General features: G+C 44.1%; 17 protein-coding genes. 8 read left to right on the top strand and 9 right to left on the bottom strand.

Annotated features, from left to right (window positions below):
- Positions 1–8: 8 nt before the first annotated feature.
- On the bottom strand, positions 9–1,178 hold the full coding sequence (gene purT / locus NX903_RS00775) for a phosphoribosylglycinamide formyltransferase 2 (protein WP_284690374.1): 1,170 nt from the start codon (positions 1,176–1,178) through the stop codon (positions 9–11).
- A 215-nt stretch (positions 1,179–1,393) separates the two neighbouring features.
- Between purT and NX903_RS00770 the strand changes: the two genes are divergently transcribed.
- The 4 genes from NX903_RS00770 to NX903_RS00755 all read left to right on the top strand — a co-directional run bounded on the left by NX903_RS00770 (position 1,394) and on the right by NX903_RS00755 (position 5,903).
- Positions 1,394–2,221 (top strand): AraC family ligand binding domain-containing protein, encoded by an 828-nt coding sequence (locus NX903_RS00770; RefSeq protein ID WP_003246321.1) that lies wholly within the window; start codon positions 1,394–1,396, stop codon positions 2,219–2,221.
- The gene (locus NX903_RS00765) at positions 2,218–3,138 is read left to right on the top strand and encodes a DMT family transporter (protein WP_086343389.1); all 921 of its coding nucleotides are present in this window, start codon (positions 2,218–2,220) and stop codon (positions 3,136–3,138) included. Before NX903_RS00770 ends, NX903_RS00765 begins: the two co-directional genes overlap by 4 nt.
- Before the next feature lie 75 nt (positions 3,139–3,213).
- A complete protein-coding gene (locus NX903_RS00760) occupies positions 3,214–5,403 on the top strand; it encodes a glycoside hydrolase domain-containing protein (RefSeq protein ID WP_017694976.1) in 2,190 nt (729 codons plus the stop codon).
- Between the two features lie 74 nt (positions 5,404–5,477).
- Positions 5,478–5,903: a hypothetical protein gene (locus NX903_RS00755; RefSeq protein ID WP_017694975.1), complete on the top strand. Its 426-nt coding sequence runs from the start codon at positions 5,478–5,480 to the stop codon at positions 5,901–5,903.
- Positions 5,904–5,936: 33 nt separating this feature from the next.
- Here NX903_RS00755 and NX903_RS00750 read toward each other — a convergent pair whose 3' ends face one another.
- The 3 genes from NX903_RS00750 to NX903_RS00740 form a co-directional block, all read right to left on the bottom strand.
- Positions 5,937–7,187 (bottom strand): MFS transporter, encoded by a 1,251-nt coding sequence (locus NX903_RS00750; protein ID WP_086344560.1) that lies wholly within the window; start codon positions 7,185–7,187, stop codon positions 5,937–5,939.
- On the bottom strand, positions 7,184–8,101 hold the full coding sequence (locus NX903_RS00745) for a bifunctional helix-turn-helix transcriptional regulator/GNAT family N-acetyltransferase (protein ID WP_024572723.1): 918 nt from the start codon (positions 8,099–8,101) through the stop codon (positions 7,184–7,186). The genes NX903_RS00750 and NX903_RS00745 overlap by 4 nt, the downstream gene beginning before the upstream one ends.
- Before the next feature lie 91 nt (positions 8,102–8,192).
- Positions 8,193–8,441 (bottom strand): YbeF family protein, encoded by a 249-nt coding sequence (locus tag NX903_RS00740; protein ID WP_015715167.1) that lies wholly within the window; start codon positions 8,439–8,441, stop codon positions 8,193–8,195.
- Between the two features lie 296 nt (positions 8,442–8,737).
- Here NX903_RS00740 and glpT point away from each other — a divergent pair, with 296 nt between their 5' ends.
- Both glpT and NX903_RS00730 read left to right on the top strand, forming a co-directional pair.
- Entirely contained in the window at positions 8,738–10,072 is a 1,335-nt protein-coding gene (gene glpT / locus NX903_RS00735; RefSeq protein ID WP_003246460.1) for a glycerol-3-phosphate transporter, read from the top strand.
- A gap of 98 nt (positions 10,073–10,170) precedes the next feature.
- Positions 10,171–11,052, top strand: a complete 882-nt coding sequence (locus tag NX903_RS00730) for a glycerophosphodiester phosphodiesterase (protein WP_024571596.1) — start codon at positions 10,171–10,173, stop codon at positions 11,050–11,052.
- 46 nt (positions 11,053–11,098) lie between these two features.
- On the opposite strand, the gene NX903_RS00725 is transcribed toward NX903_RS00730, so the two are convergent.
- Positions 11,099–12,718 (bottom strand): APC family permease, encoded by a 1,620-nt coding sequence (locus tag NX903_RS00725; RefSeq protein WP_041340178.1) that lies wholly within the window; start codon positions 12,716–12,718, stop codon positions 11,099–11,101.
- A gap of 267 nt (positions 12,719–12,985) precedes the next feature.
- Here NX903_RS00725 and NX903_RS00720 point away from each other — a divergent pair, with 267 nt between their 5' ends.
- On the top strand, positions 12,986–13,246 hold the full coding sequence (locus NX903_RS00720; protein ID WP_003234883.1) for a hypothetical protein: 261 nt from the start codon (positions 12,986–12,988) through the stop codon (positions 13,244–13,246).
- 40 nt (positions 13,247–13,286) lie between these two features.
- On the opposite strand, the gene cypC is transcribed toward NX903_RS00720, so the two are convergent.
- Positions 13,287–14,540: a fatty-acid peroxygenase gene (gene cypC / locus NX903_RS00715; protein ID WP_086343388.1), complete on the bottom strand. Its 1,254-nt coding sequence runs from the start codon at positions 14,538–14,540 to the stop codon at positions 13,287–13,289.
- A 172-nt stretch (positions 14,541–14,712) separates the two neighbouring features.
- On the opposite strand from cypC, the gene blaOXA reads away from it, so the two are divergent.
- Complete coding sequence (gene blaOXA / locus NX903_RS00710) at positions 14,713–15,516, top strand: class D beta-lactamase (RefSeq protein WP_086343387.1); 804 nt, start codon at positions 14,713–14,715, stop codon at positions 15,514–15,516.
- Positions 15,517–15,542: 26 nt separating this feature from the next.
- Here the strand turns inward: blaOXA and NX903_RS00705 are convergent, their stop codons facing one another.
- The 3 genes from NX903_RS00705 to NX903_RS00695 form a co-directional block, all read right to left on the bottom strand.
- Positions 15,543–15,734: a DUF5370 family protein gene (locus tag NX903_RS00705; RefSeq protein ID WP_003234886.1), complete on the bottom strand. Its 192-nt coding sequence runs from the start codon at positions 15,732–15,734 to the stop codon at positions 15,543–15,545.
- 16 nt (positions 15,735–15,750) lie between these two features.
- Entirely contained in the window at positions 15,751–15,999 is a 249-nt protein-coding gene (csgA, locus tag NX903_RS00700; RefSeq protein WP_024571599.1) for a sigma-G-dependent sporulation-specific acid-soluble spore protein CsgA, read from the bottom strand.
- Between the two features lie 111 nt (positions 16,000–16,110).
- On the bottom strand, positions 16,111–17,499 hold the full coding sequence (locus tag NX903_RS00695) for an amino acid permease (RefSeq protein ID WP_015252942.1): 1,389 nt from the start codon (positions 17,497–17,499) through the stop codon (positions 16,111–16,113).
- Positions 17,500–17,685: the final 186 nt, after the last annotated feature.

Here is a 17,685-nt window from a genome sequence, read left to right as displayed (position 1 = left end):
TTCAAACTCTATTTTAAAATTAGCTGGTCCAACGCTTTCTTTGCATTCTCTCTTGCCGTTTCAACTGTATCAGCAGCAGAAAGCGCAACTGCCATACGACGTCCGGCTTTCGTTATCGGCTTTCCAAAGACGCGCACTTGAGTCTTTGGGACTGCCAGTGCGTTTTCCAATCCTTCAACAGTGTAATCCGCTAATTCTTCCGGCGCTTTGAGGGGCCTGCTGGCGCCAGGAGAAAGCTGTGTGATTTCTGTAATCGGAAAGCCCAGAATCGCCCGGACATGCAGTGCGAATTCTGACAAATTTTGCGTCACCAGCGTGACAAGACCCGTATCATGCGGACGAGGAGATACCTCACTGAAATATACCCTATCTTTCGCAAGGAACAGCTCAACACCAAACAGACCGTATCCGCCAAGCTCATCCGTGATCGTTTTCGCAATATGCTTCGCTTCTTCTATTTGCTGCTCTGTCATATCATGCGGCTGCCATGATTCGATATAATCCCCGTCCTTTTGCACATGACCGATCGGCTCGCAAAATGCCGTACCGTTAACCGCACGTACGGTTAAGAGTGTGATTTCTGATTCGAATGGGATAAACTCCTCAACGATCACGCGGCCGTTTTTCACCCGTCCGCCTTCCATCGCCGTCTCCCAGCAGCTCTCTAAATCCGCTTCAGAGCGGCAGATACTTTGGCCTTTTCCAGAAGAACTCATCAATGGTTTAACGACACAAGGAAAACCGATCTGTGCTGCCGCTTGTATAAATTCATCATATGTATTCGCAAATTCATAGCCAGCCGTCGCAAGTCCAAGCGTTTCCGCCGCAAGCCGTCTGATGCCTTCCCGATCCATCGTCAGCTTGGCCGCACGGGCATTCGGGATGACGTGAAATCCTTCCTCTTCAAGCTTCAGCAATTCATCCGTCGCGATCGCCTCCACCTCAGGCACAATCAAATCCGGATTTTCTTTCTCAATAATGGTTCTGATCTGCTCTGGGTCCAGCATATCAACGACATAACTGTTATGCGCGACCTGCATCGCCGGAGCATGCTCGTAACTGTCAACTGCCACCGTCTGTACCCCAAGACGCTGGGCTTCAATCACTACCTCTTTACCTAACTCACCTGAACCTAACAATAAAACCTTCTTTGATTGATACATCTTTGCCCCTCCTATCTGTTCCAAACCATTATAACTGAAATATTTGAAAAATAAATTTTTATTAAAAAAGGGATAATTATTATTGAGGAATGAAATCTTTTAAATTCTTAAACGAAAGCAGACCAATAACGGTCTGCTTTCTCTATTCCTAAACAGCAACATCATACAAGAAATCCCCCTAAATCATGCTACACTTAATCCAAAACCACCACACCGACAGGAGGCATCCCATGCAAAATGAAACCCGCACACTGCAGCTTGACCCACACCTTCATATAGAAGCCTACCGTTTCAAGGGAATTATGCAAAAGTTCCCGAACCACTTTCACGATTATTATGTGATTGGATTTATTGAAAAAGGGCAACGGTATCTGGCCTGTCAGGATCAAGAATATATCATCAATCCAGGTGATCTTCTCCTCTTTAACCCCCGTGACACGCATAGCTGTGAACAGATTGACGGCCGGACGCTTGATTATCGGTGTATCAATGTTATGCCGGATATCATGGAGAAGGCGGTGAAAGAGATTACTGGCTCCGGGCATCTCCCTTATTTCTCCCAGCATGTGTTATTCCGCCATGAGCTGACAGCCAGCCTGCAGGAATTGCATATTTTGATATCCGAGGAAAAACAAGCTTTGCGTAAGGAGGAGCTGTTTCTTCATCTATTAGAAGAGCTGATCCGCCATTATTCAGATGTCACGTTCCTTAGCAGCGTTCCAGAACCATCAGACGAAGTCAAAATGGTTTGTGAATTTTTAGAAGAGCATTATGCCGAAAATGTCACACTCAATGATTTGAGTGAATTAACAGGCTGGAGCAAGTATCATTTATTGCGTTCATTTACAAAACAAAAAGGCATTACCCCTAATAGCTACATGGAAACAATCCGGATTAATCAAGCGAAAAAACTCCTTGAACAAGGGGTAAGGCCGATTGATGCGGCATTTCAGACAGGATTCAGCGATCAGAGCCATATGACGAAGTTTTTTAAACGGCAGGTGGGGCTGACGCCGAAGCAATACATGAAGATTTTTGAAAAGGAGCTTCACAGATGAACATACAAAGAGAAACTTCGGGGCATATCGCAGCCATTGTGACCATTCTGATTTGGGGGACGACCTTTATTTCGACAAAAGTTCTGCTGGCTGACTTCTCTCCAATGGAAATATTATTTTATCGTTTTTTGATGGGCTTTATCGCTCTTATCCTCGTCCGTCCCAAAATGATTCCGTTCAGGAATTGGCGGCAGGAGCTGTTATTTGCCGGGGCTGGTTTATTTGGCGTAACCTTATACTTTCTATTAGAAAATATAGCTCTCACCTATACATACGCATCCAATGTCGGCATGATCGTGTCCATTATTCCGATGATCACTGCGGTGCTGGCCCATTTTCTGCTTGAAGGCGAAAAACTGCGGCTGACTTTTTTCATTGGATTTGGCTCGGCACTGATCGGGCTTTTATTGATTACGTTCAACGGCAATATCGTACTGCGTCTAAATCCGCTCGGAGACATCATGGCTGCCGGGGCTGCTCTCGTGTTTGGCGGATACTCGATATTCATGAAAAAATTAAGCGCTTACGAACACCACATCATCGAGCTGACACAGAGAGTATTTTTGTATGGTTTATTGTTTATGGTTCCCGCTTTATTTTTGTTCGACTTCCATTTTGACCTTAGCCGATTTTCATCTGCTTCAAATATACTCAACATGCTTTTCTTAGGGATTGGCGCTTCGGCCCTGTGCTTCGCCACTTGGAATTATTCAGTCGGCGTGCTCGGAGCCGTCAAATCCAGTGCTTATATATACATGGTCCCGGTTATCACAATCGCCGCCTCCGTCCTGATCCTGCATGAAAACATGACATGGATCGCTCTTCTAGGAGGCGCCCTTACGCTTTTAGGCCTCTACATCTCGGAGATGAAACCGAAAGCGAAGCTGTTGGAGAATGGAAGTAAAATGGATGCTTAACGGCATCCATTTTTTTTATTTTGTCCTACGTTTGCCACCTATAAATGAACGCAATCTAACAAAGGAGGAATCGAAATGGTTGATGAAATGGTCTTAATCACACAGCAATGGCTGAACGATACGTACAGCGGCAAACATGGGTATAACCCTGTAGAAGAAAGCGGGAAAACTGGGTGGGATACGATCTACGGTCTGACTCGGGCGCTTCAAATTGAATTGGGTATCTCAGAGCCAGCCGATAACTTCGGGCCGACAACACAGCGTTTATTTAAGCCTCTTAAACGCCAAGCTCCGGATTCAAAACCAAGCAACATGAATTTTATTTTACAAGGGGCTTTATGGTGTAAAGGCTTTAATCCCGGCGGTTTTACAGGCGTCTTTTACGAAAAAACAGAAAATGCGGTAAAAGAATTTCAAAAAGCTGCCGGACTGACAACACAGGATGGGATTGTCACCACGTTAATTATGAAAGCCTTATTAGACATGAGCGCTTTTAAGCTGGTGTCTGGGGGTGATTCAAGAATTCGCCAGATTCAACAAAACTTAAATCGGGACTACAATGACTATATCGGGTTAATGCCTTGTGACGGACTGTATGGCCGCGATACAAATAAAGCTCTTATTTATGCCCTGCAAAAAGAAGAAGGCATGAGCACAAGTGTTGCCAATGGATTTTTCGGAAACGGCACCACAAGTTTATGCCCTACTTTAACTCCCGGCGATTCAAGAACAGGATTTGTCTTAATTGTTCAGTACGCCCTCTATTGTAACGGAAAATCGTTCGATCCTGGTGAGTTTGACGGCAAATATGGTGTGGGTGTTGTTTCAGCTGTTAAAGCATTTCAAGAGTTCATGTGCCTGCCGCAAACAGGTTATGCAGATATGCCAACCATTAAAGCTTTATTATCAAGCTCAGGAGACACAACTCGCGCCGCTTCTGCTTGTGACACTGCTACAATTATAACCGCAGAAAAAGCTCAAACACTGCGGAATAACGGTTATAAAACGGTTGGCAGATATTTGACCGGAAATGTGCGGACAAGCAGCGGCCTCACATCAAAAGCCCTGACATCTAAAGAGCTTGCAGTTATTCTTGATGCCGGATTGAAGGTTTTCCCAATTTATCAAGACGGCGGCTATGAATCTTCTTATTTTGTCAAAGACCAAGGCACAAGAGATGCATATAGTGCCGCTTCTGCTGCTAGAAGATTAGGTTTTCCGTCAGGCACGACCATTTATTTCGCTGTCGATTTTGATGCATACGATTATGAAGTGACCGATAAAATCATTCCTTATTTCCAAGAGATTAAGTCAGCATTTACAAAAATGCAGACATTTTCAACCGCACCTAAGTATGAAATAGGGGTTTACGGACCAAGAAACATTTGTATCCGTACATCAGAAGCAGGAATGACAAAGTATAGTTTTGTGGCAAATATGTCAACAGGATTTAGCGGCAATCTCGGCTATCCGATGCCAAACAATTGGGCCTTTGATCAATTTTATGAAGGAACCATCGGAAGCGGCTCTGGAAGCATCGGGATTGATAAAGACGGGTATTCAGGAAGAGACTCAGGTGCAAGCAATGTAAATCCGCCGTCTGATCCGGTATATGATGCAAGACTGCGTACACTGACAGACATTTTATCTACCATTCCAGCTTTAGAAAATCTAACAAGTCTGGCAAACGCGATGTTTGAATTTGATACGACAGAAACCATTTTCACATCACCTGAGTTGGATATTATTCTATCAACTTCACTTCTGGCAACCATACCAAGTGAAGGTTCACCAAACACAATTACCATTACAAATGGTAAACCAGGTGCCTATATCACGGGTTTATTGGGCGACACTCAAACGTCTCTCACTGCGTCACAAATCGACTCTTATCAAAACCTTTTAAATAGTCTGAGCTTATCAGTACGCAACGGTTATTTGGAGGTTTATGTAAATCCAACAGCTGAATCTTTAAACATTCAAATTAAAATCTATACACCTGATATTCCAGTAGGTGACAATGTCACAACTGGACTAACGACTACGATTACGTTTAAAATAAAACAGAAGCACTTTACTTTACCAGATACTGAGGAAGTATACTCACCAGATTGGGAATCTACTCTCACTCATATTACATTTGGAGTGGCTGCTGTATTAGGAATTGCTGCCTTGCTAACAGCTATACCTGAAACCTTAGCAGTAGGTGGAGCTGTAGCTTTTATAAGTGCGTTTTTAGCTTTATTCCCTTCTGCAAATAAATAATATATCAGCACTACATGGGTCTATGGATCTATATCATTCCTCATGTAGTGCTTTACTTTTAAGGAGGATACTGGATGACTCTAAATCAACAAACATTTAAAGAGACAGTAAAAATGGCCGAAACTATTAAACAGTACAAGGAAAATGATAAAGAAATCCTGACTTTTCTAACCAAGCAGGATTCTATCATGCTGAATCAACTAAAAGTATTCTTTAGTGAGCCTCAGCTAACTCTTATACATAGTATAAAAACAGTAATCTACGGTACATTAGTTACTCTATTTTTATATTTTACAACTAATGAATTACCCCATGCAGGGAGTTTACTTGCTAGATTATTTTTTGTTGTTGTCGGGTTTATCTGGCTTGCCTCTTGTTTTAAAAACGCAAAAGCCATTCAAGTCTCCCAAAACTTCAAACAAAAATCCGAAAACGCCCGCATAGTCGGTATGATCGACTTCGTATTAGAACAAAAATACAAAAAAAGCATCTCTGAATAATCCCAAATCAGAGATGCTTATCCTCTGCTCTCATCACTTGTCTACCACAGCCGCACTGTCACGCGTAACCGCCGCTGGCTCCCTCAGCATCACATTCATTACGCTCGCAAGCACGAGCATTCCAATCGACAAATAAAAAGCCAGTGTATACTCACCCGTTACCGTGTAGATGACGCCGGGCACATACGCACCTAGTGCCGATCCGATCTGATGGGCGAGTGACAGCCAGCCAATCATGAGGCCGATCGAGTAGTTTTGAAAGTACTGGGTGGCGAGTATTTGAGTCGGTGCTACCGTTGCAAAGTCCACTAATCCAAACAGAATCGCAAAGGCTAAAAGCAAGTAGGGCTCGTGGCTGTAAATAAGAATTACGATCGACAGCGCCCGCACCGCATATAAAAAGCACAGGATTTTCCGGCTGCTCCACCGGTCCGCTACAATTCCGGACAGCAAGATGCCAGCAATATTAAAGCCTGCCAGAAGACTGACAGCAGCACTCGTGACTGTCGTTGAAAAGCCATGATCATGAGAAAACGGAATCAAATGGGTATCCATCAGCCCCACGGTCGTAAAACCACAGATCAAAAACGGAAAAATCAAGAACCAGAATTGCCTCATACGAAACATCCCGGCCACTGAAAGAGCTGTTGTTTTGGGTGCTGTTTCTTTTTCTGATGCAGCCAGTCCGCCTATCGGCTCTGTATTCTTTTCTGAAGGATTGTTCCGCAGCATCAGCAGCGCAGCCGGAAAGACAATCAAGATTAACAGCAGTCCCAACACCACAACCGTCAGCTTCCAGCTAAACCAATGGATCAACATGAGTGAGCCGGGAACGAGAAGCATTTGCCCCGCGCCAAAGCCTGCTTCCATGATCCCAAAGGCTAGTCCCCGCTTTTTGCTGAACCAATTGACGACCAATACACTTGCCGCCACATTCGATGCTCCGCCAACTCCAAGCGAGACACCCAGCCCGTAAAGCAAAAACAGCTCCCAAGGCGAAGTCACAAGGTATGTTAAGAAAATGCTGACTCCTGTCAGTAACGCACTCCATGCCAAAACAGCCCGGGCACCCCATTTGTCCACAAGCCGACCGATCACAGGCTGTGATATGCCATAAACAATAAAACTCATCGTCGAAATCAGCGAGATGGTGCTTCTATCCATTGAAAACTGCCGTTCCCACGGCTCCACAAACGCACCAAACGACAGCCGCACCCCCTGAACCGCCAATAAGATCAAGAAGGTGACGGAGACGATGACCCAAGCATAATGCAGTCTTTTCATGACAGCTCCAAATCCCACCGTTCTTCTGTCAGCTGCTGTCCCCATAATGGCGCTTCTTGTTTCACTTCACTTATCTTGAATCCAAATTTTTCATAGAGCGGACGAGCCTCAGCCATGGTACTCACCGTCCAAAGGAAAATGCGGTCAAACTTCATGTCTTGGCAGTATGCAACCAGATGCTCCAGCAATTGCGTGCCGAGCCCCCTGCCCCGAAAATCCGCATCAACCAGAAACCATCTGAGCTGGACTGTCTTTTCATCATGCTTGACCAACCCGACAGAGCCGGCAAATTTCCCGCCGCTTTCCGCAATCCATATTTTTTCGATGTCAGCGTCAAATGTCTCCTGAAGATAAGCTAAAAACGTGTCATCCCAACCGTGAGCCTCCGCGTAAAATTGTCTTTGTTTCTCAATAAGGAGTTGAAGATCCTCCGAAAGAAAATAATCTCTAATCGATATCTCTGATGCTCTGGCAGAAAGCGACTGTGAAAGGATCGCTTCAATCTCTGCCATCGCCTCGGCAAGCTTGTGCTGCTCCTTTTGGTTGATTTCCTTCAGCATCAGTTCTACTTGTTCGTTGGCTTTCTCCTCCAGCTTTTTATAAATCGTTTTTCCTGTTTCTGTGACAAAAATATAATGTTGGCGGGCGTCATCTTTGCTCCTCTGTTTATAGATCAAATCTTCTTTTTCAAACTGCTTCACAATCCTGCTGACATATCCCCGGTCAAGCCCCAGCTTATCCTGAAGAGCTTTTGCCGTACAATTAGGCGTATTATAAATCTCAAATAAAATCCGTGTTTCTGTTAAGGAAAACGGGCTGTCGTAAATGTGCTCATTAAGGAAACCAAGGACGTTTGTATAAAATCGATTGAACTTTCTGAATTTTAATCCGACAGATGATTCTCTTGTTTTCAAATCAATCCCCACTTTCTAATATTGTTGACTAAGCCAATTATAATCACATATAGTTGCCTTAGTCAACGATATGTTAGAAAGTGAGGTCTTTTTAATTTCCTGATTCCTTCCTTTTCCTTACCACAATCAATGTGATATAGGATAAAGCCAGAGAAACCAAGCTATAGACAACAGCCCATCCCAAAAATGATTCATTAAAAATGGTAAAGGTGAGCACAAGAGAAATCACCAAACTAAGCATTGGCATCAGATACGGGTTTTTACAAATACAGGTCCCGACAATCGATAGCAGCATAATTCCTAACGGCAAAATAAAGAATGCGATATCTAATTCATCCACCTTTAAACAGCCTCCCTCCAGATTTTTATGTTACTAGTAAAAAAACATAACTGCATTTAGTAAAAGGATAATATTTACTTCCCTAAGGCCCAATTTGAAAATTACCCGTTTACATTCGCTCCGGACTATGATAATTTAAGAAAGCGCTATCATGATAAGTTAATAGCTTGGATGGAGATGAGGAGAGCCAGGAATCCAACCCCTTTTGACAAGGGGTGTTTTCTGGCTCTTTTTGTTTTTCGGGAAAGGAGGCACGCCACACATCCAGCACAAACAGCAAAGGGGGATAATTGTTAATGCTTAATATATTTAAACCGGCTCCTCACATTGAGAGACTGGATGATTCAAAGATGGATGCGGCATACAAACGGCTCAGGCTGCAAGTATTCATTGGTATTTTCATTGGCTACGCAGGCTATTACCTGCTGCGGAAAAACTTTGCCTTTGCCATTCCTTATCTGCAGGAACAGGGATTTTCGAAAACAGAACTGGGTTTGGTGCTGGCCGCTGTGTCCATTGCGTACGGCTTCAGCAAATTCATCATGGGAATGGTGTCTGACCGCTGTAATCCGAGATATTTTCTGGCGACAGGCCTATTTTTATCAGCAATCGTTAATATTCTATTCGTTTCAATGCCTTGGGTGACTTCGAGCGTCACCATCATGTTTATTTTTATGTTTATCAACGGATGGTTTCAAGGAATGGGCTGGCCGCCATGCGGCAGGACGATGGCCCATTGGTTCTCCATAAGTGAACGCGGCACAAAAATGTCGATCTGGAATGTCGCCCATAACATAGGCGGCGGTATTCTTGCTCCGCTTGTCACTCTTGGGATCGCGATGTTCGTCACTTGGAAAAGCGTGTTTTTCTTCCCTGCCATCATCGCCATTATCATTTCATTTTTAATTGTTTTATTGGTTCGTGATACACCTCAATCCTGCGGACTCCCGCCAATTGAAGAGTATCGGAATGACTATCCAAAACACGCTTTTAAAAATCAGGAAAAAGAATTAACAACAAAAGAAATTCTTTTTCAATATGTGCTGAACAACAAATTTCTTTGGTACATCGCTTTTGCCAATGTATTTGTTTATTTCGTGCGATACGGCGTGGTTGACTGGGCGCCTACTTACTTAACAGAAGCCAAAGGCTTTTCTCCTGAAGACTCGCGCTGGTCGTATTTTCTTTACGAATACGCAGGCATACCGGGAACGATCTTGTGCGGCTGGATCAGTGACCGATTCTTCAAAAGCCGCCGGGCACCGGCAGGCGTTTTGTTTATGGCGGGTGTTTTCATTGCCGTATTGGTGTACTGGCTGAATCCGGCCGGCAATCCGCTCGTAGACAATATCGCCCTGATCAGCATTGGCTTCTTAATCTACGGACCTGTTATGCTGATCGGCCTGCAAGCGATTGATCTAGCACCGAAAAAAGCAGCCGGAACTGCAGCCGGTTTGACCGGATTTTTCGGATACATCGGCGGATCCGCTTTCGCAAACGCCATTATGGGCTTTGTCGTTGACCGCTTTAATTGGAACGGCGGCTTTATCATGCTGATCTCTTCCTGCATTCTTGCCATCGTCTTCTTGGCTTTGACGTGGAATACAGGAAAACGGGCAGAGCATGTTTAAGAAAGACACATAAAAGATTAATAGTTTTCCAACACGCCGTTTACATCCGTTTTTTAATATGAAAGACAGGTAGTGCTTATCTATAAGGAGGAGAAATCATGAGAAAAAATAGAATACTGGCCTTGTTTGTTCTGTCGCTGGGCTTACTCTCATTTATGGTAACGCCAGTGTCGGCAGCGTCAAAAGGAAACCTGCTGTCACCTGACCGTATCCTGACCGTCGCGCACAGAGGGGCTTCTGGATATGTGCCTGAGCACACGATTCTGTCTTACGAAACCGCTCAGAAAATGAAAGCAGATTATATTGAATTAGATCTGCAAATGACAAAAGACGGGAAATTGATTGTCATGCACGATGAAAAACTGGACCGTACCACAAACGGAACGGGCTGGGTGAAAGACCATACGCTCGCAGACATTAAGAAGCTTGACGCCGGTTCTTGGTTTAATGAAGCCTATCCGGAAAAAGCAAAGCCGCAGTACGTCGGCCTTAAAGTTCCTACATTAGAAGAGGTATTAGACCGTTTCGGAAAGCACGCGAACTACTACATTGAAACAAAATCGCCTGACACCTACCCAGGTATGGAAGAAAAACTGATCGCTTCTTTGCAGAAACATAAATTACTGGGGAAGCATTCTAAGCCAGGCCAGGTGATCATTCAATCGTTCAGCAAAGAAAGTCTGGTAAAAGTCCATCAATTACAGCCAAAACTGCCGACCGTTCAATTGCTGGAAGCCAAACAAATGGCGTCAATGACAGATGCTGCCCTGGAAGAAATCAAAACATACGCTGTCGGTGCGGGCCCGGATTATAAAGCTTTAAATCAAGAAAACGTCCGTATGATCCGCAGCCACGGCCTCCTGCTTCACCCTTACACAGTCAATAATGAAGCTGATATGCATCGCCTGCTTGATTGGGGCGTAACAGGAGTGTTCACCAACTATCCTGATCTTTTCCACAAAGTAAAAAAGGGTTATTAAAAGCAAAAAACCTTGCGACAACTATCGCAAGGTTTTCTTCTATATTTTATTCTTTTCCGGCAGCAGCTTCTGACTGTCCATTAAGCAGCTGAGAATTTATCTCTTTCGCATCCTTTAAGTATTCTGTCTGGTAGCCGCTCTTCAGCGCCCACACATAGAATACAAGTGATACCATCGCAATCAGAACCATATCCCAGCCATAATGAATGACATTCAGGCCGCCGAATTTATCACTGCCCAAATAAGAAATGACCATCATGGCCAGCAGATAAAACACCATCCAGACGCCGGCTTTAAAGTTCCGGCCAAACCCTTTCCATTTCGCCTTCGCCTGATAATAGAAATAAATCGGAAGACCGATCAGGATAATAAACAGGACCTGCCCTGTTAACGGCCAGCGCGCCCAATACAGCACCAGTGACGCGAAGATAAATCCAAGCGGCGCAATCACGTTTAAGCCTTTTAAACGAAGAGGCCTGTACAGGTCTTTCCCCGTCCGTCTCAATGTCATCACTGTGATCGGGCCGGTGATATAAGAAATTAACGTAGCAACGGAAATAATTTCCGCTAATACACCCCACCCTCTGAACAGGAACAAAAAGATGAACGACACAATCAAGTTAAAGAACATTGCTTGTCGCGGAACGCCGTAAATCGGATGAAGCTTCCCGAATACACTTGGCATATATTTGTTTTTTTCCATTCCGTAAATCATTCGGGACGTTGTCGCTGTATACGTAATCCCCGTTCCAGACGGTGATACAAATGCATCCGCATATAACACAATAACAAGCCAGTTAATATTCAGCGCAATCGCCAGATCAGCAAAAGGAGAATTAAAATTCAGATGGCTCCAGCCGTGAGCAATATCAGAAGGATTCACTGCTCCGATGAAGGCGATCTGCAGCAGGACATAAATCACTGTTGCAACGAAAAGAGAGCCAACAACCGCAATCGGAATTGATTTCCCCGGATTTTTTGCTTCACCCGCCATATTAATCGGGCTTTGGAAACCGTTAAACGCAAAAACGATACCGGAAGTGGCAACCGCCGTCAGCACACTTGCCCAGCCATTCGGCGCAATGCTTTGACCGCCAGTAAAGTTTTCTCCGTGGAATCCGACAAACAGCAAAGCTCCAATCGTAAGACCCGGAATAATAATTTTAAAAATCGTAATTAATGAATTCGCTTTCGAAAATAGATTGACCGTCCAGTAGTTCAGCAGAAAATAAATGAGAAGCAATACAGAGGCAAATGCTAGTCCTTCCCCAGTCAGCGTTCCATTCTTCACCAAACCGCTTGTCCATTTCGCCCATTCCCAAGGCCAAGAACTCATATATTGAACGGAGGCCACCGCTTCAACCGGAATGACGGACACAATCGCAATCCAGTTGGCCCAGCCCGCAATAAAACCGATAAACGAACCGTGTGAATATTGCGTATATTTTACCATTCCCCCCGCTTCAGGGAACATAGAACCTAGTTCACTATAAGAAAGAGCAATAAATAAAATGACGACCATTCCAATAACCCATGAAATAATAGCAGCTGGTCCTGCTATTTGAGCCGCACGCCAAGCCCCGAACAGCCAGCCTGAACCGATCATCGACCCGAGCCCGACCATCATGAGGGAAAACGTTCCCATTCTTCGATGCAATTGATTCATATCGTAAACACCTTTCATGTATGATGACATTCTCTTGCTAATTATATTATTATTCTGATTACTTTACTTTGTCAATATTTATCGAATTTTGACTGAAACTATAATAAGTCAATGTATATTACCTTCCAATACAGGAATGAAGTCACTAATTTCTTCTTAAATGGAATTTACTGTGAATTCCAATGATAAAAACACAATAGGTTTAGCTATTTCCAAAACGGGAATGATACAGGAAACACTATTCTTAAAATAGAAAGGAGTATCACCATGAAACAAAAGCTGTTACTTTCAGGTCTCGCTGTTTCAACTGTCGGCATCACTTCTTATCTATTAAAGGACCCGTCAAATCGCCAAAAGGCAAGAGAATTCATTCACAGCATGAAGATGAAAATAACAAAACAGCCAGACATGGAAACGTTCCCAGTTGATAAAGCCGGCCACCCGGACCCGCAAGATATCGAGGACAACAAAATGGTATCAGAAGGCTCCATGTATCCCGTCCAATACTACGATGAAAAAAAGAAGTAATCAAAAAGCTCTCTTCGATAAAGGAAGAGAGCTTTTTAATTTAACTTTTTCGTCTAATTCCGCTCATTACAAAGCCGCTTTCAGGCAATGACGGCATTCTGGCGAGACTGTAATGCAGTGATTGTTCCGGAACATCGTATTCAATCTGATGGACGAGGAAATCCAGGCTCGCTTTCATGACTTCAATTGTAATGCCTTCCCCTGGACAGCGGTGGCCTTTCTCGGCGTGCCCCCCGCCTTGAGGAATCATATCAAACGGATTTTCTTCCCGCTCCGCAAATCGTTCAGGCCGGAATTCATCGGGATGATCCCATAGACGAGGGTCGTGGTTCGTTCCATATACATCAAGCAGCACCGATGTGCCCTTCTTAAACTCACAGTTATTCCATACAAAATCTTTTTTGACAAGCGCCCCTAAAAATGGGCCGAACGGATAATATCTGCGGACCTCCTGCACAAACATTTCTCTTTCCTGGCTGTTTCCAGACCGCAGCCATTCCTTATACTTCGGATGCTCATGAAGCGCCAAAGCTGAAAACACCAGAAAGTAAGAAATGGCGACAATAGGCCGCAATACATTAATCAGCTCAATGGCTGCCATGCGGGAATCCAGCTGGCTTCCATCTTCTTGTGTGTGAAAAGCCATTTCATGCAGCGCTGTTCCGGGAGTCGTTTTCAGCAAGCCGGCACGAGCATCTTCAATCATGACTTCAATCCACTCTTCCGCACGCGGCCTTGCTCTTCTTCCCTTCCAATGCCGCGGTCCCACAGCACCGAACGCATCGACCATATCAATGAAGTCATCCGCTCTCTCTTTGACTTCCGTTTCCTTCAACGGAACACCTGCCCAATAGCACGCTACCCGGCATAGGATTTCTTTTGCTTCTTCAAATAACACAACCTCATCTGCCTTCTCCCATCTTGTGACTGCTGCTCTCCACTCCTCTGTCATCAACTCAGCCAAACGTTTTTGATGCGGCGGTGTCATTAATGATAGAAAAAGCATCTTCCGATGGATATGCGCGCTGCCATCCATTCCCTGAATCGCATTAACACCAAACAGCGATTTCTGCACCCGCTTAGGCAAAGCGTTCTGCCGCTGGAATCGATCCGTATCATAAAACACCTTCGCCGCCTCAGCGCCAGTCATGCAAATAAAGTTTTTTCCCAACAAACGGGCCTGAAACAGATCTGAATTGTAGCGCTCTGTTCTGTTTTTAATAAATAAATACCCTTCCTTCAGCAGTGTCAGGCTGTTATCGAGACTTTTGTCATGTGGAATCTGCTCATTCATCCGCTTACCCTGCCTTCCTTTTTACCCTCTATTTTCACGTTATCTTCCGAATATAAACCCAGTAACAGTATTTGTTTACAAAACCAAATTTAAGCACTTTTTGATTATTTTTCAAAGGAAGAACAAACGAAAGAGAGAAAAGGTAGTTAATCAAAACGAAGGGGAGAACAAAATGAAAAAATGGATATATGTTGTGCTTGTGCTGAGTATTGTAGGGATCGGCGGCTTCTCCGTCCACGCAGCATCATCTGCTCATGAAAAACACTTGAATGTCAGCAGAATGAATGTCGATGACGAATTCAAGGATACGGATGGAACCTTCATTCTTCACGATTTACAAAAGGATCAGACATTTGTCTATAACAGAAAACGGGCAAATCAAAGACAAACTCCGCAATCCACCTTTAAAGTCGTGAACGCTTTAATCGGTTTGCAGGTCAAAGCTGTAAGAGATGAATACGATGTTAAACGATGGGACGGGGTCAAGCGTGAATTCGAAACATGGAACCGCGACCATACGCTTGGCTCGGCCATGCGCGAATCCGCAATCTGGTATTATCAGGCATTAGCGAGAGATATCGGCGAGGAAAGAATGAAAACATGGCTTCATACTCTATCTTACGGCAACGAGGATATCAGCGGGGGAATCGACCAGTTTTGGCTGCAAAGCTCGCTCACAATATCTCCGCTGGAACAAGAAACTTTTTTGGAGAAACTGGCTAACGAGGAGCTTCCATTTGACAAGCCGGTAATGAAAACCGTCAAGCGCATGATGATTCAAGAGGAAGGCGATCATTACACGCTCTACGGGAAAACCGGAACTCGCCTGACAGATATGGGATTAGGATGGTTTGTCGGATTCATCAAAACAGAGCATGGCTCTTATGTCTTTGTCACCAATGTCGATGATTCCGGCACAAAAGCCAAAAACATCACCGTGGATATCCTGAAAAAGTATGGCCTGATCACATCCTAAATAAAAGAGCCCTGCACGGCAGGGCTCTAAATCTCATGCTCAAAACAATAATGATTCACAAGCTCTTCAATCAAATCATGATCGGGATATTCCCCGTTAAATTCAAATTCGATTTCTTCCACAAATTCTCCTTGATGGTACACATGGATGGCTCCGTTTTGACGGACAACGCTAAACTCCGGCTGAAATGTATATCCGCTTCGTTCAATTGCTCCCATTTCTTACCCGCCTTTCTCAAAGCAGTAATTCATACACCTCGTTTAATTCCTTGGCCCGTTTTTGATCCTGTTCATTCTGGGCATACTTAATTTCTTTTTCTAATACATGGTTCAAAAAAGACATTTCATTATCATCTAAGTCTTTTACAAATTCCCCTTCATTTGCATAACGCTTCGCCAGCATCTTCTTGCAAATACGCTGGCAGACTTCATTTTCTAGATGATTCGAAAGTGATTCGCGCAAATAACCGAGTGTAACATCCATTTTATGAACACCTTTCCTTCTGCTATCTTTACCCTATAGCTTGCTAAAATAGGGAAAATCCATACGCGAAAAATAAAAAAAGAGACATCCGCGAATGTCTCTTTTTTATCGTTATTCAGCTGCTTGTTCGCTTTTTGTTAAATTGGCCTGCGTGCGTTTGCCAATCCCAAACACATAATAACTAATGACCACAAGCGCTAAGAAAATCACGCCTACAATCAGGGAGATACGAGTATCATCGTTAAACCACATGCCAACCAGAACCATCAGCAAGAAAGCAATCGTCAAATAGTTTGTAAAAGGAGCAAACGGCATTTTGAATGGATGTTTATCTAATGCAGCGCCCTTCGCTTTTCTGAATCCGATATGGCTGATCAAAATGATAAACCAAGGAATCATCCCTGGGAGCACGCTTGCGCTGTATACATAGACAAAGATCTTCGGCGGCGCGATATAGTTCAGCACAACGCCGACAGCCAAACCGATCAGCACCGCAATTGTGCCATACAGCGGCACACCATTGCGTGAAATCTTCTTAAAGAATTTCGGTGCTTGTCCATTGACACCCAGTGTATACAGCATGCGGCCCGCGCTGAAAATACCGCTGTTACAGCCGGACATTGCAGCAGTAATCACGACAAAGTTAATAATGCCGGCCGCTGCCGTAATTCCGATTTTCGAGAACGTAGACACAAACGGACTTCCGAGTGAGTTGAGCTCATCCCAAGGATACACCGTCACGATCACAAAAATAGCACCAATGTAGAAAATCAAAATACGCCAGATAATACTTTGAATCGCATTTCTTAGCGTGTTTTGCGGGTCCTTCGCTTCACCCGCTGTAATCCCGATCAGCTCAACTCCTTGATAGGCCGCAATGACAAGAGACAGTGCAAAGAAGAAACCTGAGAAACCTCCTGCAAAGAAGCCCCCGTGAGACCACAGGTTCGACAAACCGATCGCATCTCCGCCGTTGCCAAAACCGAAGAAAATAATTCCGATTCCCGCAATAATCATCAAGATAATCGTCACGATTTTAATCATCGCAAACCAAAACTCAAATTCCCCAAACGACTTAACAGAAATTAAATTCGCCGCACCAAGAATCACCATTGCCACGATACCAGGTATCCAAGCAGGCAAATCCGGGAACCAATACTTCATATAAGAACCGACAGCGATAATTTCTGACATGCCGACGATAATCCACTGGAACCAGTTGCTCCATGCTGTTATATAACCTGCCATCGGATGAATATATTGATGGCCGAACGTCGCAAAAGAACCTGTGCTCGGCTCGACATACAGCATTTCACCCATCGCACGCATAATAAAAAAGATAAAAATTCCGCATATTGCATAAGCCAGAAGGACAGATGGACCAGTCCATGAAATCGTGCTGGCAGAACCCATAAACAAGCCAACACCGATTGTACCGCCCAAGGCGATCATCTGAATATGGCGCGCGCCCAGGCCCCTCTTTAATTCTTTATTTGCCACTCCTCTTCCTCCTCCTAACAAAATACTCATAAATGAGAAAACAGCAGACCTGCTTGCCTTCACATGAATCAGTGATAACAATCAGAAAATTCAAACTTAAAATTGTTATATAATCTCCTAAATTACTTATTTCATCATAATAAATTTCTCCGGAAAATACAATTGTTTTTTTCAGGTAAACACCTT

The organism is Bacillus sp. FSL R5-0576, from assembly GCF_038004765.1.
Classification (GTDB): Bacteria; Bacillota; Bacilli; order Bacillales; family Bacillaceae; genus Bacillus; species Bacillus subtilis.
The sequence above is the reverse complement of the archived record's forward strand: the minus strand, read 5'-3'. Positions and strand labels throughout refer to the sequence as shown.